The sequence below is a fragment of the Aeromonas sp. MR19 genome (assembly GCF_963899305.1).
Lineage (GTDB): Bacteria > Pseudomonadota > Gammaproteobacteria > Enterobacterales > Aeromonadaceae > Aeromonas > Aeromonas bestiarum.
Window position 1 is genome coordinate 1 of record NZ_CAWQWZ010000015.1, and the last position, 21,433, is coordinate 21,433.

21 protein-coding genes and 1 tRNA gene are annotated in these 21,433 nt (G+C 60.5%); 13 read left to right on the plus strand and 9 right to left on the minus strand.

Going from position 1 to position 21,433, the window contains the following annotated elements; genetic code table 11:
- On the plus strand, positions 1–108 hold a 108-nt coding region (locus tag AACQ95_RS12340; protein WP_139703210.1), incomplete at its 5' end, for an IS3 family transposase.
- Positions 109–274: 166 nt separating this feature from the next.
- A complete protein-coding gene (locus tag AACQ95_RS22605) occupies positions 275–340 on the plus strand; it encodes an SEC-C metal-binding domain-containing protein (protein ID WP_445290533.1) in 66 nt (21 codons plus the stop codon).
- Between the two features lie 197 nt (positions 341–537).
- On the opposite strand, the gene AACQ95_RS12345 is transcribed toward AACQ95_RS22605, so the two are convergent.
- Positions 538–625: transfer RNA gene (locus AACQ95_RS12345), tRNA-Ser, on the minus strand.
- A 184-nt stretch (positions 626–809) separates the two neighbouring features.
- On the opposite strand from AACQ95_RS12345, the gene AACQ95_RS12350 reads away from it, so the two are divergent.
- The 3 genes from AACQ95_RS12350 to AACQ95_RS12360 all read left to right on the plus strand — a co-directional run bounded on the left by AACQ95_RS12350 (position 810) and on the right by AACQ95_RS12360 (position 4,323).
- On the plus strand, positions 810–1,466 hold the full coding sequence (locus AACQ95_RS12350) for a Bax inhibitor-1/YccA family protein (RefSeq protein WP_098983699.1): 657 nt from the start codon (positions 810–812) through the stop codon (positions 1,464–1,466).
- Positions 1,467–1,800: 334 nt separating this feature from the next.
- Positions 1,801–3,954, plus strand: coding sequence for a YccS family putative transporter (gene yccS / locus AACQ95_RS12355; RefSeq protein ID WP_103470485.1), 2,154 nt, complete (start codon positions 1,801–1,803; stop codon positions 3,952–3,954).
- Positions 3,955–3,978: 24 nt separating this feature from the next.
- Entirely contained in the window at positions 3,979–4,323 is a 345-nt protein-coding gene (locus tag AACQ95_RS12360; protein WP_043139376.1) for a TusE/DsrC/DsvC family sulfur relay protein, read from the plus strand.
- A gap of 98 nt (positions 4,324–4,421) precedes the next feature.
- Here AACQ95_RS12360 and dedD read toward each other — a convergent pair whose 3' ends face one another.
- The 7 genes from dedD to AACQ95_RS12395 all read right to left on the minus strand — a co-directional run bounded on the left by dedD (position 4,422) and on the right by AACQ95_RS12395 (position 13,420).
- Complete coding sequence (gene dedD, locus AACQ95_RS12365; protein WP_241281028.1) at positions 4,422–5,174, minus strand: cell division protein DedD; 753 nt, start codon at positions 5,172–5,174, stop codon at positions 4,422–4,424.
- 202 nt (positions 5,175–5,376) lie between these two features.
- On the minus strand, positions 5,377–6,636 hold the full coding sequence (gene folC / locus AACQ95_RS12370; protein WP_181455203.1) for a bifunctional tetrahydrofolate synthase/dihydrofolate synthase: 1,260 nt from the start codon (positions 6,634–6,636) through the stop codon (positions 5,377–5,379).
- Positions 6,637–6,638: 2 nt separating this feature from the next.
- On the minus strand, positions 6,639–7,502 hold the full coding sequence (accD, locus tag AACQ95_RS12375) for an acetyl-CoA carboxylase, carboxyltransferase subunit beta (RefSeq protein ID WP_042866098.1): 864 nt from the start codon (positions 7,500–7,502) through the stop codon (positions 6,639–6,641).
- 119 nt (positions 7,503–7,621) lie between these two features.
- Complete coding sequence (truA, locus tag AACQ95_RS12380) at positions 7,622–8,431, minus strand: tRNA pseudouridine(38-40) synthase TruA (RefSeq protein ID WP_241281030.1); 810 nt, start codon at positions 8,429–8,431, stop codon at positions 7,622–7,624.
- A 168-nt stretch (positions 8,432–8,599) separates the two neighbouring features.
- Positions 8,600–10,768 carry a FimV/HubP family polar landmark protein gene (locus AACQ95_RS12385; protein WP_241281032.1) on the minus strand — a complete coding sequence of 723 codons (2,169 nt, stop codon included), beginning with the start codon at positions 10,766–10,768 and terminating at the stop codon, positions 8,600–8,602.
- Positions 10,769–11,046: 278 nt separating this feature from the next.
- The gene (locus AACQ95_RS12390) at positions 11,047–12,063 is read right to left on the minus strand and encodes an aspartate-semialdehyde dehydrogenase (protein WP_042866095.1); all 1,017 of its coding nucleotides are present in this window, start codon (positions 12,061–12,063) and stop codon (positions 11,047–11,049) included.
- A 205-nt stretch (positions 12,064–12,268) separates the two neighbouring features.
- The gene (locus AACQ95_RS12395; protein WP_241281035.1) at positions 12,269–13,420 is read right to left on the minus strand and encodes a 4-phosphoerythronate dehydrogenase; all 1,152 of its coding nucleotides are present in this window, start codon (positions 13,418–13,420) and stop codon (positions 12,269–12,271) included.
- Between the two features lie 510 nt (positions 13,421–13,930).
- Between AACQ95_RS12395 and AACQ95_RS12400 the strand changes: the two genes are divergently transcribed.
- Positions 13,931–14,653 carry a phosphatase PAP2 family protein gene (locus AACQ95_RS12400; RefSeq protein WP_043556490.1) on the plus strand — a complete coding sequence of 241 codons (723 nt, stop codon included), beginning with the start codon at positions 13,931–13,933 and terminating at the stop codon, positions 14,651–14,653.
- Positions 14,654–14,737: 84 nt separating this feature from the next.
- On the opposite strand, the gene AACQ95_RS12405 is transcribed toward AACQ95_RS12400, so the two are convergent.
- Positions 14,738–15,568, minus strand: coding sequence for a MetQ/NlpA family ABC transporter substrate-binding protein (locus tag AACQ95_RS12405; protein ID WP_241281036.1), 831 nt, complete (start codon positions 15,566–15,568; stop codon positions 14,738–14,740).
- Between the two features lie 454 nt (positions 15,569–16,022).
- Here AACQ95_RS12405 and AACQ95_RS12410 point away from each other — a divergent pair, with 454 nt between their 5' ends.
- The 7 genes from AACQ95_RS12410 (at position 16,023) to AACQ95_RS12440 (ending at position 21,243) form a co-directional block, all read left to right on the plus strand.
- On the plus strand, positions 16,023–16,388 hold the full coding sequence (locus tag AACQ95_RS12410; protein WP_241281037.1) for a VOC family protein: 366 nt from the start codon (positions 16,023–16,025) through the stop codon (positions 16,386–16,388).
- 72 nt (positions 16,389–16,460) lie between these two features.
- Positions 16,461–17,051, plus strand: a complete 591-nt coding sequence (locus tag AACQ95_RS12415) for a HEPN domain-containing protein (RefSeq protein ID WP_103470478.1) — start codon at positions 16,461–16,463, stop codon at positions 17,049–17,051.
- Positions 17,052–17,066: 15 nt separating this feature from the next.
- Positions 17,067–17,273: a hypothetical protein gene (locus AACQ95_RS12420; RefSeq protein ID WP_241281038.1), complete on the plus strand. Its 207-nt coding sequence runs from the start codon at positions 17,067–17,069 to the stop codon at positions 17,271–17,273.
- Positions 17,274–17,524: 251 nt separating this feature from the next.
- Positions 17,525–17,893 carry a hypothetical protein gene (locus AACQ95_RS12425; protein ID WP_043556494.1) on the plus strand — a complete coding sequence of 123 codons (369 nt, stop codon included), beginning with the start codon at positions 17,525–17,527 and terminating at the stop codon, positions 17,891–17,893.
- Positions 17,894–17,912: 19 nt separating this feature from the next.
- A complete protein-coding gene (locus AACQ95_RS12430; protein WP_241281039.1) occupies positions 17,913–18,452 on the plus strand; it encodes a hydrolase in 540 nt (179 codons plus the stop codon).
- A gap of 433 nt (positions 18,453–18,885) precedes the next feature.
- Entirely contained in the window at positions 18,886–20,763 is a 1,878-nt protein-coding gene (gene asp, locus AACQ95_RS12435; protein WP_241281040.1) for a serine protease Asp, read from the plus strand.
- Positions 20,764–20,781: 18 nt separating this feature from the next.
- Positions 20,782–21,243 (plus strand): serine protease chaperone, encoded by a 462-nt coding sequence (locus AACQ95_RS12440; RefSeq protein WP_241281041.1) that lies wholly within the window; start codon positions 20,782–20,784, stop codon positions 21,241–21,243.
- Positions 21,244–21,433: the final 190 nt, after the last annotated feature.

The following is a 21,433-nucleotide window of genomic DNA, read 5'->3' on the forward strand; positions in this document are numbered from 1 at the left end:
GATTACATTGAAATGTTTTACAACCCCAAGCGCCGGCACAGTTTCAACAATGGGCTATCGCCAGTAGAGTGTGAAAAGCAATATTTCGAACGGCTCAAAAGTGTCTAGAGAAGCCGGGGCGATTCACAACGAATTTCTCAAGGAGTTAGGATTACCGCTACTGCCGTGATACTTGCTAATGAAAAGGTAACTCCAAGACATCTTGCATGCCCACTTTCTGGTGCAACGTAGCGAGCGACCGGTACGCTCTCAAACCATGGTGTCACCGATCAAGATGGGCCGCGACGAGCCGAGCCCCTGCCGCAGCGGTAAGAAGTACAAACAGTGTTGTTTGCACTGACCAACAAAATAGAAAGCAAGAGAGGGCCATTGGCCCTCTCTTGCTTTGGGTAACTTGAAGGGAGCCGTGGCAATGACCTGTCCAAAGGAGTGCTATCAAGGAGCAGGACAGCCAACACCTAATGGCATACTCACTGGCATACCAAAAATTACAGACACAAAAAAGCCCAACCGAATCAATCAGTTGGGCCATATAGATGGCGGAGGAGGTGGGATTTGAACCCACGGATGGTCGCCCATCGCCGGTTTTCAAGACCGGTGCATTCAGCCGCTCTGCCACCCCTCCGAACGGCGTGCATACTACGTCAAGCCCTTGTTCATATGCAATACATATTTGTTCTGGGATAGTAGGGGGCAACAGGCTGGGGTAGCGCTTGAAATCAGCGCTCGTCATCCCCACATTCAGTGCATACAATGCGATAACGAAGCGGAATCTGCCGCCTCAACCGGAAATCAAGAGGACACCCAAGATGGATACCCGTTCTATCTACACCGGCACCCAGAGTGCCGCGCGCGATACCAACAAGGTGCTGCGCAACACCTATATGCTGCTCTCCCTCACTCTTGGCTTCTCTGCCGTTGTGGCCGGGGTCGCCACCGTGATGAACATGCCGCCCCTGCACTGGGCCGTGTTCCTTATCGGTGTGTATGGTCTGATGTTCCTGACCCAGAAGAACCGCGAAAACGGCATGGGGCTGGTGTTCACCTTCGCCCTGACCGGCCTGCTCGGCTACAGCCTGGGCCCCATCATCAACATGTACATGAACAATGGTGGTGGCGAGATAGTGATGACGGCCCTGGGCGGCACAGCGCTGACCTTCTTCGGTCTGTCTGCCTATGCCCTGACCACCAAGCGTGACCTCTCCTTCATCGGTGGCATGCTGTTCGTCGGTTTCTGGGTGCTGCTGGTAGCCATGATCGCCAACATCTTCCTGCAGATGAGCGCCCTGAGCCTGGCCCTGTCCGCCATGTTCATGCTGTTCTCCTCCGGTGCCATACTGCTGACCACCCAGCAGATCATCCGGGGCGGCGAGACCAACTACATCTCCGCCACCGTGACCCTGTATGTCTCCATCTACAACATCTTCCTGAGCCTGCTGAGCCTGCTTGGCGGCAACCGCAACTGATGAACAACCCCGCTTCGGCGGGGTTTTTATTGATGCCTGTTTCTGTCAGGATAAGTTGTAAATCAAGGATATGAAGCCAAGTGGCCCTGATCCAAATCAGGGCCGCTTCGCGCTTGGCGGGTTAGTATCCCGTTCTCGTTTCGTTCAAGGGTTGCTCTTGTCTCATGCCGATGGATTTCTCTGGCCTGCTGCGCCGACTGCTGACTGACTGTCACATCGATTTTGCTTCGCTCAAGGGTGGTGCCTAGCATGCCCATGGACTTCTCTGGTTTGTTACGCCGACTGCTGACTGACAGTCATATCAATTTTGCTTCGCTCAAGGGTGGTGCCTAGCATGCCCATGGACTTCTCTGGTTTGTTACGCCGACTGCTGACTGACAGTCATATCTATTTCGCCCTCAAGGTGTTGCTGGCCATGGTGGGGCTGCTGGCCTTCACTCTGGCGACGGGCGACATCCAGCTCACTGTGCTGCTCTCCCTCGGGGTGGTGGCCGGCGCCATCGCCGAAACCGACGACAGCCTGTGGGGCCGGGTCAAGAACCTCGGTATGACGCTGCTCTGCTTCCTGTTTGCCTCGCTCTGTGTGCAGTACCTCTTCCCGACGCCCTGGCTGTTTGCCCTCGGACTGGCGGGATCGACCTTCATCTTCGTGATGGTGGGGGCGCTGGGCCAGCGCTACGCCACCATCAGCTTCGGCTCCCTGCTCATCGCCATCTACACCATGCTGGGGGCCGCCAAGGCGCCGGATCTCTTCTACCAGCCGCTGGCGCTCGGCGCGGGCGCACTCTGGTACGGCCTGGTCTCCCTCATCTGGCTCTGGCTGCTGCCCTACAAGACCCTGCACGAGCAGCTGGCCCAGAGCTACTTTGCCCTCGGCCGTTATCTGCTTGAGAAATCCCGCTTCTTTCCGGCGGACGAACACGGCGCCCAGGCCATTCGCCACAATCTGGCCCAGCTCAACATCAATCTGGTCAATGCGCTGACCCTCACCAAATCGGCACTCAACGCCCGCCTCAGCACCCGCCATCAGGCGGCGCCCGAGCTTGCCAGCCTGCTGCGCCTCTACCTGCTGGCGCTGGAGATCCACGAGCGGGCCACCTCCAGCCACTACCCCTACAGCAAGCTGGAAGAAGAACTCAAGCAGGGCATAGTCCTCGACGGCTTCCAGGAGGTATTCCTGCAGCTCTCCGAGGCGTGTCAACGGCTCGGTTACGCCATCCTGGTGCACAAGCCCTACGCCCATAACAAGCGCATCCACTGGACCCTGGAGGCCCTCGGCGATCAGCTGGAGTTCACCCACCTCAAGCAGCACTATCCCAAGACGCTGCTGACGCCGATGAAGTTCCTGCGCCGCAACCTGGCCAGCATCAACCAGCTGCTGGGCAGTGCCGAAGAGCTGCAAAACCCGACCCAGGCACAGGCAAATCTGCCGGCCCTGGCGCGCCCGCCCCGCCTGCCGCTGCTGACCCAGCTCAAGCAGCATCTGACCCCGAACTCCATGGTGTTTCGCCACGCCCTGCGCCTGTCGCTCGGGTTGGTGGTGGGCTACGGCATACTGCAGGCCTTCAATCTGGACAAGGGTTACTGGATCCTGCTGACGGTACTGTTCGTCTGCCAGCCGAGCTACAGCGCCACCCGTCGCCGGCTGGTGCAGCGCATGCTCGGCACCTTCGCCGGCCTGCTGGTGGGGATCCCCGTGCTCTGGCTGTTCCCCGAGCTGCACGTCCAGCTGGTGGTGATGGGGCTGGCCGCCTTCCTGTTCTTCACCCAGGTGCGCAGCAACTACAGCGCCGCCGTCTGCTTCATCACCCTCTATGTGCTGATGGCATTCAACCTGCTGGACGGCATAGGGTTTGCCATCCTGGGGCCGCGCATGCTAGATACCTTCCTCGGCTGCCTGCTCTCCTATGCCCTGGTGGCCTGGCTGTGGCCGGACTGGCAGTACAAGCGGCTGCCGACCCTGATCGCCAACTCACTGTCAGCCAACGCCCGCTATCTGGCGGCCGTGCTCGCCAGCCTGCAACAGCAAAGAGATGAGTCCATCGACTACCGGGTAGCTCGCAAGAGCGCCCACCTGGCCGACAGCGAGCTGGCCATGGCCTGGCAGAGCATGCTGGTGGAGCCGCAGAAGCGTCGCCGCTTCCTCGATCTCTGCTTCACCCTCACCTGGCGCAATCACGCCCTGCTCTCCTACATCTCGGCGCTGGGCGCCCATCGCGACAAGCTGGAAGCCATAGGCGAGCTCGACGAGATCAGCCGCCACCTGAGCCATACCCTTGAGCGGGCCGCCGGTCACCTGGCGGGGGAGATGCCGGCGCAGATCGAGGGCCAGTGCCCTGTGATAACCCCGGACAGCAGCGAGGAGCAGCTGATGCTGACCCAGCAGCTCACCCTCATCAGCCAGCTGGCGGACGAATTGCTTACCCTGGCCAACGAGAGCCGGTTGCTCACCGGGGATCAAGGCGCTACCATGCCCGCCCAATCCTGATAGCCCCTTTGCGAGGAGCCCCTTATGTCTGAAAAACATCAGCTGGCATTCAACGGCCAGACCATCGACACCGATGCCAAGGGCTATCTGCTCAACAGCAGCGACTGGAGCGAGGAGCTGGCGCAGGTGCTGGCCGAGCAGGAAGGCATAGTGCTGGAGGAGCCCCACTGGGAGGTGGTGCGTTTCGTGCGCGCCTTTTACCTGGAGTTCAACACCTCCCCCGCCATTCGCGCCCTGGTCAAGGCAATGGAGAAGCAGTATGGCCCCGAGAAGGGCAACAGCCGCTATCTCTACAAGCTGTTCCCGGAAGGACCCGCCAAGCAGGCAACCAAGATAGGCGGCCTGCCCAAACCGGTGAAATGCATCTAAAAACCGGCCCGACCTCTCGCTGAGAGACCATGAACAGGTTCTAAAAAAATACCGCGCCGAGGCGCGGTATTTTTTATTCGGCGTTCGTCAAACCCGCATCAGGGGTTGTAAGCCACCACTGAACCGCTGAGCCCCGTCATCTGGCCGATGCGACCCTGCATGCCCTGCAGCTTGGCCTTGGAGACATCCGGCCCGATGAAGACGCGGTTGAGCTGACCCTGCACCGGCGTTCTCGGCGAGGTGTGGGCCGAGTAGCCCGCCGCCCGCAACTTGCTCACCAGCGCATTGACGCTGTCCACGTTTTTGAAGGCACCAAGCTGCAAGATCCAACTGCCCTGCGACGAGGCGGCAGGCGCCTGTGACTGCGGCGCCATCTTGCTCGCGATGAGGTCATCCATCGACTTGATCTGGCCGACCTGTGGCTTGGTTTCCACCGGTTTGGGAGCTACCGGCTTTGGCTTGGGTGGCTCCACCGGCTTCTTGGCGATCACTTCGGGCTTGGGCTTGACCACTGGCTGAGCAACAGGCTTGGTAGCTGGCTGCTGTGCCTGCGCCGCCGATGGGTTCTTGTTGGTGGCGAGCGTCACGGGATCCGAGACCTCTTCGACCTGCCACTGCTCGGCGGCAGAGGCCTGCTGTTGGCTGGCCAGGTGTTCCGCCGGCAAGGTACTGGCGGCCGAGACCTGCAATGCCGGCTTGGCGGGTTCAAGCTCGGGACGCAGCGGGATCTTGGCAAACGCCTCGTCTTTTTGCTCCAGCTTGTTGCCATCCATCAGATCCGGCAGAAAAATGACAACCAGGGCCACCAGGATGACGGTGCCTACCAATCTGTTTTGAAACTTCGAAGCCAAGTTAATCCCCACCCATGTTACTTAGAATTAATTGCAATTTTGCGGACATCAATGATGGACGGTCCCTTCAAGCCACTCTGTGTTGAGACTTCGAAGCCAAGTCAACGCCTATACCCATGTTGCTTGGCCGATGGCGCGCCGAAGAAGATTTGGCCCGGCAAAACCAGCCTGAAGCCGTGCCGTTCAACCGGCCCTGTGCCGATCAGGACGCAGTGCCCGCCAGAATGTCGGCGACAGTGTAAAACGAACCAAACACAATGACCATATCATCAGGACTCGATGCGGCCAACGCAGCCTGATAGGCGGCGCTGACATCATCAAAGCGCTGAGCCTGTCCCTTGCCCTCCCCCAGGGCAGCGGCGAGCTGCTCGGCGGTAGCGGCGCGCGGACCGGTGAGACTGGCCAGAAACCATGCGTCGATCAGACCATCAAGCTCGGCGAGCGAACCCGCCATGTCCTTGTCTTTGAGCATGCCGACCACGGCGCAGCGCTTGCCCTTGCAGGGGATCTGGCGCAACTGGCTGGCAAGGTAGGCCGCCGAATGGGGATTGTGGGCCACATCGACGATGACCAGAGGCTCGCTTTGCAGCCGCTGCATCCGCCCCACCAGCCGGGCATTGGCCAGCCCGTCACGGATTGCAGACTCAGGTAGCGGCAAGCCGAGGGATTCCAGCGCCGCCAGCACGGTTACAGCGTTCATCAGCGGCAGTGCTGGTTTGGGCAGATCCCGCCACTGGTGCAGACCCAGGTAATCCCAGCTGGTCTCATGCTCTTTGCCAGAGAAGTCGACACCGACCTGACGCAGGCAGGCACCTATGCGCTGCGCCTCGCTGGCGATAGTGGCAGGAGGCTTGGGTTCACCGCTGATGGCGGGTTTGCCGGCGCGATACACTCCGGCCTTCTCCACTGCCACCGCTTCGCGGGTATCCCCCAGCCAGTCGCAGTGATCAAGCGCAATGGAGGTGATCATGGCCACATCGGACTCCACCACATTGGTGGCGTCGAGCCGACCACCCAGCCCCACTTCCAGCAGCAGCACATCCGGCGCGGCGCGGCGAAAGAGCCAGAGACCCGCCAGGGTGGCAAACTCGAAGAAGGTGAGCGCTATCTCTCCCCGAGCAGCTTCTACCTCGGCAAAGGCAGCGCGATGATCGTCGTCGGCCAGCTCTTGTCCATTGATGCGTACCCGCTCGGTAAAGCGCAGCAGATGGGGAGAGGAGTAGACACCGACCTTGTAGCCCGCCGCCATCAGAATGCTGGCCGCCATGGCGCAGCTGGAACCCTTGCCATTGGTGCCAGCGACAGTGATCACCTTGAACGGCAACTGGGTGAGGCCCATGCGACGGGCAACGGCACCGACCCGATCCAGCCCCATGTCGATGTTGACGGGGTGGATCTGCTCCAAATAAGAAAGCCAGTCGACCAGCGACCGGCTTTGGGATTGTTGCATGTTTGAACTCATCTTCACTCTTCGATGACGTGAGTATTCAGCATTTTGGCGAGCAGGCTGGCCAAACGGTTACGCATCTCGCGGCGATCTATGATGAGATCGATGGCCCCCTTCTCCAGCAGAAACTCGGAGCGCTGGAAGCCTTCCGGCAGCTTCTCGCGCACTGTCTGCTCGATGACGCGCGGGCCGGCAAAGCCGATCAGCGCCTTGGGCTCGCCCACATTGATATCACCCAGCATGGCCAGACTGGCAGAGACACCACCCATGGTGGGGTCGGTCAGCACAGAGATATAGGGCAGGCCCGCCTTGGTAAGCCGGTCCAACGCAGCACTGGTCTTGGCCATCTGCATCAGGGAGAAGAGCGCTTCCTGCATGCGGGCACCGCCGGAGGCGGAGAAGCAGACCAGACCGCGGCCTTCTTTGATGCTCTCCTCGACGGCACGCACGAAACGGGCACCGACCACGGAGGACATGGAGCCACCGATGAAGGAGAACTCGAATGAACAGGCGACGACCGGCACCCCCTTGAGGGTCCCCTTCATCACCACCAGCGCATCTTTTTCTCCCGTCTCTTTCTGAGCGGCAGACAAACGATCCTTGTAGCGCTTGGAATCCTTGAATTTCAAGACATCCTGCGGCTCCAGCTCGGCACCGATCTCGGTGCGGCCCTGCTCATCGAGAAAACTCTCGAGACGGGCACGAGCGCTGATGCGCATATGATGATCACACTTGGGGCACACTTCGAGGTTGCGCTCCAACTCTGCCCGGTAGAGCACCTGTTCACAAGCACTGCACTTGGTCCACACCCCTTCCGGAATGTTGTGACGACGAGGTGTAGTTATCTTGCTCTTGGGAAGGATCTTCTCAAGCCAGCTCATGGAATTCCTTAATGCTTTTGTGCCTGACAAAACGCATCGAGCCTAGATTGTTCAATGACTTAATAGCTCGATGGCAATAAATGACGGATCATTAAACCACAAATTTTCGGGGCCAGTTACTAAAAACTGGTCGTACCCGGTGCCGAGTCCGGCAGCCAGAGCGGGCCGAGCGGCAACTGCGGCAGGGCGAATTCAGCCGGGTAATCCACGTCCACCAGATAGAGGCCACCGGCCTTGGCGGTGGGCCCGGCCAGGTTGCGATCCTTGGCGGCCAGCACCTCGGCAATCCACTCCACCGGTTTGAGTCCCTGCCCCACCAGCAGCAGGGAGCCGGTGATGTTGCGCACCATGTGGTGCAAGAAGGCGTTGGCCTTGATGTCGAGCACGATGTAGGGGCCGGAGCGGCTGACGCACAGATGCGTCACATTGCGCCAGGGGGTGTTGGACTGGCAGGCAACGGCGCGGAAGGTGCTGAAGTCGTGCTCCCCCAGCAGGCTCTGGCCCGCCCGGTGCATCAGCGTCGCATCTATGGTCTCGTGGTAGTGGCTGACGCCGCAGCCGAGGATCGCCGGACGGTAGTTGTGGTTGTAGATGACATAGCGGTAGCGACGGGCGGTGGCGCTGAAGCGGGCGTGGAAGCTCTCGTCCACCTGCTTGACCCAGCGCACGGCGATGTCCGGCGGCAGGTTGGAGTTGAGCCCCAGGGTCCAGGCCCCCTCGGCACGGTTCGCCTCGGTATCGAAGTGGATCACCTGACCTGTGGCATGCACGCCGGCATCGGTGCGACCGGCGCACTGGATGGAGACAGGGTGGTTGGCAATCCGGCTGAGGGCCTTCTCCAGCTCGGCCTGCACGCTGATCACTTCTCGCTGACGCTGCCAGCCGAAATACCGGCTGCCGTCATATTCAATACCTAGGGCAATTCGCATGGATAACACTTGTCTTATGGTGAAAGAAGGGCGGTAAAAGAAACGGGGCGGATTATACGCGCTCAGGCTGAAAAGTCCCAAAAACCGCATCCCGCTCGATATAGGCCCCCAATAGAGAAGGGCAGCCTGCCGGCTGCCCTTCGTTACCTGATCACATAATGCAAGGGGTTACCCCAGTCGCTTGAGCAACTTCTCGGCCTCGGCGCGCTGGTGATCCGTGCCCTGCTCTGCCGCCTCTTGCAGCAGCTCGCGAGCGCTATCCTTGTCATCGATCTCGAGGTAGGCACGGGCCAGATCCAGCTTGGCCCCCACGCCGCCATCGTCGGCATCCACATCAAACCCGGTGGATTCCGGCAGCACCTCGGGGAAACCATCCAGCCCCACATCCAGCGAGAAGCCCTGATAAGGCTCCTGCTCAGTGGTGCTGGCATCGGCCTCGGCCAGCAGCTTGTCGATCTCGACGTAGCCGCTCTCCTGCGCCTGTTCCCGTGGCTTCACGTCCCCCTGATGGGATTCCACCTCGGCGAAGGCATCCTCAAAATCGGAGAGCGCCAGCTCGTTGGGATCCCACTCCAGATCCGGCTCGGCCGCCTTGCCCTTGGCCGGCGCCAACCCCAGTTCCGCCAGCATCTCGTCGGCGCTGGTATCGGCGGCGCTCTGCTGCGCACTCTCCTTGCCAGCGGCAGGCTCGGCAAAGGCGCTTTCGAAGTCGCTCAAATCAAAGGAGGCCAGCTCCTCGTCGCTGACCACGGGCTCGGCATCCGGCTGGCCGTCATCGTCGGCATCCAGATCCAGATCGGCGGTGAGGTCGGCGTCCAGCTCGGCAAACAGCGCGGCCTGCAGCTCCTCTTCACTCATGACCTCATGACCGCCCTTGGGCGGGTTGAACTCGCTGGCGAGATCGAGATCCGGCCCGGCATCGAGCTCGATGGACTCGTCATGGGCGAGATCCAGCTCGGGCACCAGATCCGGGTCACGGATGGCAGCCTTGGCGGCCGGGGCAGGTTCCGGCTCGAAACTGGCCAGATCCATCTCGCCATCATCGCTGAACACCAGATCGGCCGGCGCCTCTGGCTCGGCCACCGCCATATAACCATCGGGCGTGTTGAGATCCGGTCTCGGCCGCATCGGCTCCTCGTCCGCGATGCCGACCGTCATCAGCTCGTCAAATTCGCCGCTCTCCTGATCCATGACCATGGCGGTGGATTCGGACAGGCTCTTCTCCTGCTCCTCCAGCTCACGACGTGCACGGGCCCGCAGCCAGAGCGTGACCAGCGCCAGCACCAGCAACACGGGCAGCAGTATGATCATCGCCAGGTTGAGCGGCGAGGCGAGCAGGTCCATCAGCCAGTTCTGCTTGGGCTCGGGAGCCGCCGCCACCGGCGGTACCGGCTTGGCTTTCAACTCGGCAATCTCTTTTTGCAGCGCAGTCTGATCCAGCAGCTGGGCCTTGAGGGTCTCCACCTCTTCGGTCAGGGATTGCAGGCGCAGCTTGAGCCTGTGGTTCATCTCAGTGACCTGGCCGAGCTGGGCATTGGCATCTTCCAGCGCCAGCGCCATCTCGGTGGAGGGCTTGCCGACCGGTTTGCCCACATCGGCCGGCAGCGGAGCCGGGGCGCTCGCACTGGCGGCGCTGGTTGTTGCGGCCTGGCTTGGTACGGGTTCGGCCGCCTTGGCAACCTCTTTGACCTCGGTGGCCGGTTGCGGCGTGGTCACCTTGGGTACGGGTGCCGGAATGGGGGCGGCCTTGGGCGCAGTCGCCTTGGCAGGCGCAGCGGCAACCTTGGTCTCCGCCGGCTTGGCCGGCTGGGCATGTTTGTTGGCCAGGTATTTCGGGCTCAGCCCTTTCCAGCTGGCGTTGTCGCTGTTGAAACGCTGACGAGCCTGCGCATCCGTGATGACGCTGGCCTCGGCGGCGCTTGGCAGCTGAATGCGGGATCCCACCAGTATGTGGTTGATGTTGCCATCGGCAAAGCTGCGGGGATTCTTCTCGTAGATCGCCACCATGGTCTGGTAGACGCTCACCTTGTTGGAGGGGCGGTACTTGCTCGCCAGACTCCAGAGGGTATCGGTGGGACGGATCGGGCCATAACTGCCGGCATTGCTGGTCGCAACCTGCCGCACTATGGGCTGGGCCCTGGCCGGGCTGGGTTGGGACGTGGCGCGGGGAGCGGCGACGGGTTGCGCCAGCGGCTGGGAATTGACGGCAGGCGGAGCCGGTTCGTCCGGGCCCTTGAGCTCAACAAAAAAAGGCTCCCGCGCCGAGTCTTCAGCCTGAGCGGTGCCCAGCAGACCCAATGCGAGTAGCGTTGCCAATGTTATGCGGGAATGTCCCATATTCGTTCCTTCGTATGACGGCCCTATCGCATTGAAAAATCTGGATAGTTACCCCAAAACAGTCGGTTCAATATAAATCAGGCTCAGGTTGCAAGCCAGCAGTCCGACACATTTAGCACCCAACTTGTTTCTGAGTGTAGGAAAAAACTTAATCAGTTGATATCGCGAAAAATTCTCGGGGCCATAGAGTGCGGCCCCGGTCACATCCACACCGCATGCGGGTGGCAGGTTGCACGCCCGATGGGGCTCCTTCCCCATCGGGCCAGCCGATCCGCGGATCAGAGGTAATCGCGCACCAGCAGCTCGGCAATCTGTACGCTGTTGGTCGCGGCACCCTTACGAACGTTATCGGCCACGATCCACATATTGATACCACTCGGGTGAGAAATATCCTGACGGACCCGGCCGACCAGCACCTCATCCTTGCCGGTGGCGTCGCGTACCGGGGTCGGGTAGTCAGCTTCATCATCGAACAGGGTGACGCCGGGGGCATTGCGCAGCAGCTCCTTGACCTGATCCGCATCCAGCGGCTGGTGCAGCTCGACGTGGACCGCCTCGGCGTGACCGTAGAACACGGGCACCCGCACACAGGTGGGGTTCACGGCTATGCTGGCATCTCCCAGGATCTTCTGGGTTTCCCACACCATCTTCATCTCTTCACGGGTGTAGCCGTTGTCGGTGAAGCTGTCGATCTGCGGAATGAGGTTGAAGGCGATCTGCTGCGGGTAGAGGGTCGGCTCCACCGGACGGCCGTTGAGCAGCTGCGCGGTCTGGCCGGCCAGCTCGCTCACCCCCTCCTTGCCGGAGCCCGAGACGGACTGATAGGTCGCCACGTTGATGCGGGCTATGCCCACCTCGTCGTGCAGCGGCTTGAGCGCCACCAGCATCTGGATGGTGGAGCAGTTCGGGTTGGCGATGATGTTGCGGTTGCGAAAATCGGCCAGCGCGTCCGGGTTCACTTCCGGGATCACCAGCGGGATGTCGGCGTCGTAACGGAAGCAGGAGGTGTTGTCGATGACGATGCAGCCGTGCTCGGCGGCGATGGGCGCCCACTTGGCAGAGACCTCGGCCCCGGCGGAGAAGAGCGCTATCTGCACCTGGCTCCAGTCAAACTCTTCCACGTCCTTGATCTCGAGGTTCTTGCCACCAAAGCGCACCGTATCACCGGCGCTGCGGCTGGAGGCCAGCGGATAGAGGGTGCCGACCGGGAAGGCGCGCTCCTCCAGAATTTCGATCATGGCCTGACCCACGGCGCCGCTGGCGCCCAATACCGCTACGTTGAATTGCTGACTCACTGATGTTCTCTCCTGTGGAATTACCCATGGATGGCGCCGGTTAACCGCCGCTATCCATGGTGTCGCTGACGCACGCTGGCATCACAGCTGGCAGGCTGACCTGCCCGATAGGGGATTTGGCATCATGCCAAACCGGATAAAGGCGGGACCGGGTGTGGCACAGGATCCGCCCATTTTCTGGTGTTGAATTCGGGATTGAGCCGGCTCACTCGGCCTGAATGCCAAAGCCGAGCCGGGCCAGGGTGTCGCCGGCGAAAGGGCCGCAGACATGCAAGGAGGATAGCTCGCGCCGCTCCGGGTAGTGTTTGCGCTGCTCATCGAAACTGCCGGGCAGCTCAATCCGGTTGCGAAAACGGGCATCATCGCGACGCACGTCATAAATAAGGTGCACCAGCTGCTTGATCAACGCCTGATCCGCCGGTTGACCCGGTGTCAGTGCGCGCACCTCGGGGGCTGGCAGCAAGGATTGCAGATCCTGGCGCGCCGCGCGGCCCAGCTGCTGGCACAGCGCCTGATAGAGCATCCAGGTGCCGCGCGCCTTGCCCTCCAGGCTGTAGCCTGCGATGTGAGGGGTCGCTATCTCGGTATGGGGCACCAGGGCTCGCAGTGGCTCGGGCTCCCCTTCCCACACATCCATCACCAGCCGCAGGGGGCCCAGCTCCTGCGGGCAAGAAAGCCCTTGCTGGCGAGCGAGCAGGGCCTGGTTGTCCCACACCTCGCCACGGGAGGCGTTGACGAGGATCTGCCCGGCTGGTCGCGCGGCGATCACCCGCTCATCCAGCAGGTGGAAAGTGGCATCCGGCCCCTCGCGGGTGATGGGCACGTGGAAGCTGACGATGTCGGCGCCAAGGGCGCTCTGGTAGTCGACAAACGCCCCCGCCTCTCCCGCCTGCGCGGCGGCCCGGGCGCGCGGCGGATCGCAGCGCAGCACCCGCATGCCGAGGGCCTCGGCCTTGCCCGCCACGCATTCCCCCGTGTTGCCGGCGCCTATGACGGCGAGACTCATCTCGCTCAAATTGAGCTCATGACGCTCGGCCAGCACCAGCAAGGCACTCAGCACATAGTCACCGACCGAATACTTGTTGCAGCCGGGCGCACTGAAGAAGGGAATGCCCCGCTCGGCCAGCAGCGCCTTGTCTACGTGATCCGTGCCTATGGTGGCGGTGCCGACAAACCCGAGCCGCGGGCTGGTAGCGAGGAGTTCGGCATCGACCCGGGTCACGGAGCGCACCAGCAGCACATCGGCATCTTGCAGATCCGCCGCCTGCATCTGTCGTCCTGGCAGGGGGATCACCTCGCCAAATTCGGCAAACAACTCGAGGGCGTGGGGCATATTTTCATCAACGACGATCTTCATCGGGCTCTCTCACTTCGCAACCGGCCACAGGCGCGCCATTCTAGCCCAAACCAACCGAATTTTCAGATGCTTATTCGCCCCTGCCCTTTCACCACACTCGCTCCGCCCGGCCGGCCCAAAGCGGCCAGATGCCTAGATGCGGGTTCGCCCATGTCCTTTCACCACAGTCGATCCGCCCAGCCGGCCCAAAGCGGTCAGATGCCCGGATGCGGGTTCGCCCATGCCCTTTCACCACACTCGCTCCACCAAGCCGGCCCAAAGCGGCCAGATGCCCAGATGCGGGTTCGCCCATGCCCCTTCACCACAGTCGATCCACCAGACCGGCCCAAGCCGCCAAGATGTTCAGATGCTGCCGCCCCATGCCCATATCGCCATCTCGGCCCGAGCCACACTCATTTGTAACCCCATGTTACAGTCCGGTCGGTGCGACTTGACCGACAAGCCGAGGCTGGCACAATGGCGCCTCTTTTTTATCAGCCCCTGTTACACGCACCCGTTACGAGCCCTGTTATGCCGACTCATGCCTCTTCGTTGCCGCGCCGCCAGGTGCTTGGTTTCAGCGCCGCCCTGATCCTGCCGCTGCTGCTGCTGACCTGCCTCCCCTGGCAGCCCTTTATGAGCAACGCTCTGCAATCGGGCTGGCTGTGGTGGCCCTACGCCCTCACCCGCATGGTGGATCTGCCCGGCCTCGCCGTCAGCATCGCCGCCCTCTTGCTGCTGACCCGACACAAGCTGACGCTGAGCCTGCCCGCCACGCTGGCACTCGGTGGCGCCCTGTTTGCCGTGCTGGCGGGAGACTGGGCCATCAAGAGCCTGGTCAAACACCTGACCCAGGAACCGCGCCCCTATCTGATCTGGCTGGAGAGCCAGAACCTGATCCCCGCCATCCAGCAGTTCTACGCCAGCAAGGTGGAAGTACGCAGCGAGCAGGTGCATGCGGCCAGCCTCTTGCTGGCCCTGCCCGAGTGGCTCGGCAACCACTGGCAGGCGGAGGTGAACTACGCCTTCCCCTCCGGCCACAGCATCGCCGCCATGAGCCTGGCCCAGTTCTTCGGCCTGATCTGGCTGGCCCGCGCCCCCGCCGGGGTCTGGCTGCTGCCGCTGTGGGCGCTGGGCATAGGCCTGTCACGCATGCTGATCGGCATGCACTGGCCGCTGGACGTGCTGGCGAGCGCCCTGCTCGGCAGCCTGACTGCACTCGTTGCCGCCCGCTGGTGGCTGCGCCGCTACTGACGCCTGTGACGACGCCAACAAAAACGGGCACCTTCTGGTGCCCGTTTTTGTTGATGCGATAGCGTCACATACCCATGGCCATGCTCAGTTGCTGGCGCTCTGCCCCTGCCAGCCCTCTGGATACTTGTAACCCGCGAAGCGCTTGGCGGCATAGGCCTTGAATTCGGGGGAGTTGTAGGCCGCCGCCACGTCCTTGGCAAACGGCTGCCCGGCATCGGCGCTTTTCACCACCACCCAGTTGATGAAGTTGTAGCTGCGCTCGAGGAACAGGCCCTCGCTGAACGCAATGCCGCTGGAGGCGGCGAAGTTGCCGTTGATGACGGAGAAGTCCACATCTTCCCGCGAACGCGGCAGTTGCGCAGCTTCCAGCTGGATCAGCTTGATATTGTGCGGATTTTTTGCCACATCAAACTCGCTCGCCTTGAGCGGATTGATCCCCTCCTTGAGGGTGAGCCAGCCCAGATCCTGCAGCATCAGCAGAGCCCGCGCCTGATTGGTCGGATCGTTGGGAATGGCGACCGTGCTCCCTTCTTTCAACGCCTTCAGCTCGCCCAGCTTGCCGGCGTAGAGCCCCATGGGACCGGTCGGCACCTGGGTGATGGGAGCCAGCGACAGGCCCCTGTCTTTTGAGAAACTCTCCAGATAGGGTTTGTGCTGGAAGCAGTTCACGTCGAGCGAGCCATCGGCCAGCGCGATATTGGGGGTCACATAGTCGGTGAATTCCACCAGTTTGACCTTGTAGCCCTTGGCCTCCAGCTGCGGCTTGATGGAGTCGGTCACCATGTCGGCAAAGTCCCCGACTGTCGTGCCAATCACTATCTCTTTCTTGGCCGGATCGGCGGCAAGAACGGAAAACGGCAGGCTACTGGCCAGCAGTGCCAGCGCGGAGAGGGTGAAGAAGGAACGACGCTGCATAAGAAACTCCCTGTCAACATGATCAAAACGGTGGCCTATGATGGCGCCTGCCACCATGGATATATTCACCACAACCATCTAGCCATCCAAACGGCCAATTAATGCCACCATAACAGAGCCTCTCCCCGTCGCCAAGCAACAAAACAGGGCAAGCTTAACCGAGCGGCAGCTAAGCCCGGCTTTCAACCCGGTTGGGCTATCGTGCAGAAAATCTTTGATAAACCACACAGTTATTGCTTTTGCCCCCTCCCCGAACCGGCCTCAACTGGCTTATTGTGGCCATTCGGTACCCTTTTGCGTCAAGGTGCCAGGTGCGCTTTGTCGGGCTCACCCTGCGGAAGAAGGTGCACACTGAAGCCGTCATTCAGGGGCGGTAGCGGCTATGTTGGCACCAGACCCCTTATCACTCGCAATTAACAGGAGATAGTCTTGTTCAACCAGCCAAGGAGTTGCCGTGATCGATCACGTTGAAATCAAGACAGTGCATTTTGACGACTGCAAGCGCTTCTACCAAACCGTACTCCGCCCATTGCATATGGAACTCAAGTGGACAGATGATGCTGCTGCCGGTTTTGGCCTGATCGGTCGTGACAAGGTGAGCTTTTTAATCGAAAGGTTCGAGCAAAATACCCCCTGCCATCTCGCCTTCAGCGCCACGACTCGGGCACAAGTCGATGCTTTTCACTTGGCAGGTATTCAAGCGGGCTTTCGCTGTAACGGACAACCGGGACCTCGTGCTCACTATGCTCCTGATTATTACGCCGCATTCTTGCTTGATCCGGATGGGAATAATGTAGAGGCAGTGGTATATATTGAATGATGATACAGGTCGATGTCGAGCAGCTCTAAATACCTGAACAAGAAAATAATGTTACAAACAGGGACAAGGAATATGTCAAAAGCGATTCAAGGATTTGAATACTCAATTAAAGATGCTGAAGAGCTGCTAGCCCATTTTGATGGTATCAATGCCAATCCACCACCACCCAGCAGTGAGGTTTTAAAACGAGCCGGGCTAGTAATGGCACTCACCGCTTGGGAAACCTATGTGGAGGACCGGCTGGTTGAGGAAATGCATAAAAAGCTAGCCATAGTGCAGGGCAGTTACTTGGGTGATTTCATCCTGAAAAAATTACATACAGATTTAAAATCCTTTCATAATCCAAGCTCAGATAAAACGAAAAAAATATTTATGGATTATCTTGGGTTTGATGTGACAGAGGGGTGGCACTGGTCTAACTACGAACCAGAAAAAGCCCGCTCAACACTTAATCAATGGATCAAAAAGCGCGGTGAAGCCGCGCATCGCTCAAAACCTATCAACACTGGCGTAGCAGCTCCTCATCTTATAAAACGTGATGAACTAGAAAAAGTGATCCGATTTATCAGAGATCTGGTCAAGTCTACCGACTGTTATATCAATGAAAAGATTGATCTGCACCATGCGACTGTTTTCGAACGTCAAAACCAGCTTTCAACCTGACTGAGGAGTCAACAAATGGAATGGCTAGTTGCAATAATTATTTTTGTCATAATAGGTGTCATTTTTGGAAAACCATCATCTTGCAGTATTTGTGGTCAGTCTATAAAGAAGACATATTATAAGTGGACAATCGATGAAAAGAAGCAAACACTTTGTCCAAAATGTAATTCACAGATGGAGCGGAAAGTTAGCAAGGAAGCATTTAATCGTCGTTTTGGTTAATGATTCTCCGCTGGCTAACAAACCGATATTGAGTACTTCAACAGGCGTTCCACCTCTTTAGTTGTCACTACATTTACAATTTGAATTACTTTATTTTTGACCGGCGCTGGCATTGCGGGTAGGTTTATGTGCCTTATCGACAGGGTGCCGTGACTCATATTTTATACGTCACCATGTCAATGGCGAACGGCATGGAAGGCACGCCAGATCACGAGCAGGGAGCAAGACCACCCCCTATTCAAGGAGTATTCATGAGCCCCAAACAACAGCTGATCGCCAAAGGCATCTTTATCGCTTCGACGCTTTTTTCTTTGGCCATGATAGCGTTTGTTGCATGGTCCGTCGTCACGGTCAGCCCGCTGCACCCGGCCGGATCAGCCCCGTCACAGGGGGTCAGCATCGGCCTCGCACTGGCCATCGGGCTGTTTGTCATGGCATTCAACTATGTGGCCTATCGCGGGCTCACCGAGCCAGTGAAGGGCTTCAAAGTTGTCTTCTGGTGCTTTATCGCGCTGCATCTGTTCGCCTTGCCGATCGGTACCGCCATCGCGCTGACCCTCATCTATCTGTGGAACCAGTCGCGTACATCTGTCATGCGTCCACTGGGCGCCACCCACTGACCTGACCCAGGGAGCCATCATGTTGACCGTCTCTACCACAGGCCTGCTGGTCGTCGATATTCAGGGCAAGCTGGCACGGCTCGTCGAGGGAAGCCCTGCCCTGATTGCCAACAGCGCACGGCTGGTACAAGGAGCCCAGGCACTGGGCTTGCCGGTTGTCTGGCTGGAACAAAATCCGGACAAGCTGGGGCCGACTGTGCCCGAGCTGCTGCCGCTGCAAAGCGGCGCCCCCGTGCTGGCCAAGTTCAGCTTCGGCGCACTGGGGGAGCCGGCAGTGGCCACCGCGCTGGCCCGGACGGGCAGGCGTCACTGGCTGGTGTGCGGCATAGAGGCCCATATCTGCGTCTACCAGACTGTGCTGGGGCTGCTCGACAGCGGCGCCCATGTCTCCCTGGTGGTGGATGCCGTGTCGTCCCGCAGCGCCGCCAACCGCGACTTGGCCATCGCTCAGCTGGCCGCCCGTGGCGCACGGCTCACCTCGGTGGAGATGTGCCTCTATGAGCTGCTGGGGGATTGCCGTCATCCGGCGTTTCGCCCGATCCTGGCCCTGATCAAATAACGGCCGGCCACTCTCGGCCAACTCCTCACATAAACACGGCGCCACTGGCGCCGTTTTCATTGCCGCCTGGGTGCAAAACCCGCCTCCCGGCATGACAGGCTTGTCAGCCACACAACGCCCGCTTGGGTATCTGTCATATCTGGTCAGGGCCAGCCCAACGCGGCTGCCTCGGCACTGCCGCAGCCAGGGTGAACGGCGAGTTAATAACATCTTGATCTATAAAGACAAAGATCAACAACAGCCAACTGAGAAAAGTTCTCAATACAACATATAAAGGGATTCGCCGGAACCCCCATATGGTTGAAAACCGGTTTGTAATGGGATTTTTTTGAGCCTTATCTCAGATCAGAAATGAGCGCTTTTTGGCTCTGTTTTTCCCGTGTATAGATGCCAGTCGCACCCAGGACGGTGCGATATAAGATGGAGTTTATTAATGAGAAAAACATCGTTGGCGTTGGCAATCTCGGCCCTGCTCTCGGCCCTGCCTATCGCTTCAGTTCAGGCTAATGAGAGTTGCACCCCACTCACCGGCAAAGAGGCCGGACTCGATACCGGTCGCAGCAGCGCAGTCCGTTGTCTGCCCGGCATCAACCCCCTGCAGGACCAGCAGTGGCACCTGCTCAACAGCGGCCAGAATGCCTTCAGCCCCCGCGGCGGCGTGGCGGGCAATGACCTCAATCTCTGGTGGGCACACCGCACCGAGGTATTGGGTCAGGGCATCAACGTGGCCGTGGTGGACGATGGCATGGCCATCGCCCACCCGGATCTGGCCGACAACGTGCGCCCCGGCTCCAAAAACGTGGTGACCGGCAGCAGCGATCCCACCCCGACCGATCCGGACAGTGCCCACGGCACCTCGGTATCCGGCATCATAGCCGCGGTGGACAACACCATAGGCACCCTGGGGGTGGCCCCCCGCGCCCAGTTGCAGGGCTTCAACCTGCTCGATGACAACAGCCAGCAGTTGCAGAAGGATTGGCTCTACGCCCTGGGCGGCAATGCCGTCACCGCAGACAACCGGGTCTTCAACCAGAGCTACGGCATGAGCCTGGTCGATCCTGAAGGGGCCAACGGGCTGGATCAGGTACAGCTCGATCGCCTGTTCGAGCAACAGACCCAGCAGGCGCAGGGGGCTGCCTATATCAAGGCGGCGGGCAACGGCTTCAACCGGATTGCCTCCGGCAACTATGTGCTCAACCGCACCGGCAACCTGCCCAAGCTGCCGTTTGAGAACAGCAACATAGATCCCTCCAACAGCAACTTCTGGAACCTGGTGGTGAGCGCCATCAACGCGGACGGGGTGCGTTCTTCCTACTCCAGCGTCGGCAGCAACGTCTTCCTGAGCGCCCCCGGCGGGGAATACGGCACGGATGCGCCGGCCATGGTGACCACGGATCTGCCCGGCTGCGACATGGGGTACAACCGGTTGGACGATCCCAGCACCAACCGGCTGCACAACAACCCGCAACTGGATGCCAGCTGCGACTACAACGGCGTGATGAACGGCACCTCCTCGGCCACCCCGAACACCACAGGCGCCATGGCGCTGCTGATGTCCGCCTATCCGGACTTGTCGGTGCGGGATCTGCGCGACCTGCTGGCCCGCAACGCCACCCGGCTCGACGCCAATCAGGGGCCCGTGCAGATAAGTTACACGGCCGCCAACGGTCAGCGCCGTCAGGTGACGGGTCTGGAGGGGTGGGAGCGCAACGCGGCCGGCCTCTGGTACAGCCCGACCTATGGTTTCGGCCTGGTGGATGTGAACAAGACCCTGACCCGCGCCGCCAGCCACGAACCGCTGCCGCCACTGGTACAGTTGCCCTGGCAGAAGGTGACGGTCCGGGATCGCGCCGTCGGTGCCATCCCGGATGTGGGCAGCAGCCCGACCCGCTCCAGCACGCAGGTCGATCAGCTATTGACGGTCGAGGCCGTGCAGGTGATGGTGAGCCTGGATCACCAGCGGCTGCCCGACTTGCTGATCGAACTGGTCTCGCCATCCGGTACCCGCAGCGTGCTGCTCAACCCCAACAACAGCCTGGTGGGACAATCCCTCGACCGGCAGCAGCTGGGCTATGTGCGCACCAAGGGGCTGCGTGACATGCGCATGCTCTCCCACAAGTTCTACGGCGAACCGGCCCAGGGCGAGTGGCGCCTGGAGGTGACCGACGTGGCCAATGGCAGCCGCCAGGTCTCGCTGCTCGATCGCAGAACCAACACCCGCAGCACCCTGACCGAGCGCAACAACAGCCAGCCGGGTCAACTGCTCGACTGGTCCCTGCGGGTACTCGGTCACGACGCAGCCCGTTCCTGATCACAGAGGAGTCATAACATGAAACACAGCTTACTCAGCCTTGCCCTGGCAAGCCTGCTGGCCTCGGTCTGCGTGCACGCAACGGCCGACGAATCGGTGGTGATCGATGGCAAGCAGTACAACACCGTAGAGGTGAATGGCAAGACCTACCTGACGCCGGATAACGGCAGCAAGAAACGGGTCGCCCGCAGTCTGGATGGCAAGGTGCCACAACAAACCCTGCGCAGCGGCGACGTCCTGCTGCAAGGGGTCGCCAGCCCCGAGCTGACCGTCAGCGGCACCCTGCTGGTGGAGGCCGATGACAATCAGGCCAAGGCACTGGCGAGCCGCCACGGCCTGCAGTTCAAGCAGAGCAGCGGCGGCATCGCCCTGCTGCAGGCCAAGCCAGGCACGGATCTGAACGCCATCGCCACCCAGCTCAAGCAGCAAGGGGTCCGGGTGCAGATAGAACTGGCCGGTGCACTGAAACAGCCAAAGTGAGCAAACCCTTGCGCTGACAAGCGCGAGGTATCTTGCACACGCCGAGGGGGCCGCTGGCCCCCTCTCTTCTGCCCGAGCGTCTGCGCCCCGCACCTCGCGGCAAATCGCACCCCAAGCCTGACCGCCCTGTTGCCGCCATCCGCAATGGTGGGTCATCCAGCCTCCCCTTTCCCCTCCCTGCCGCGCAGCC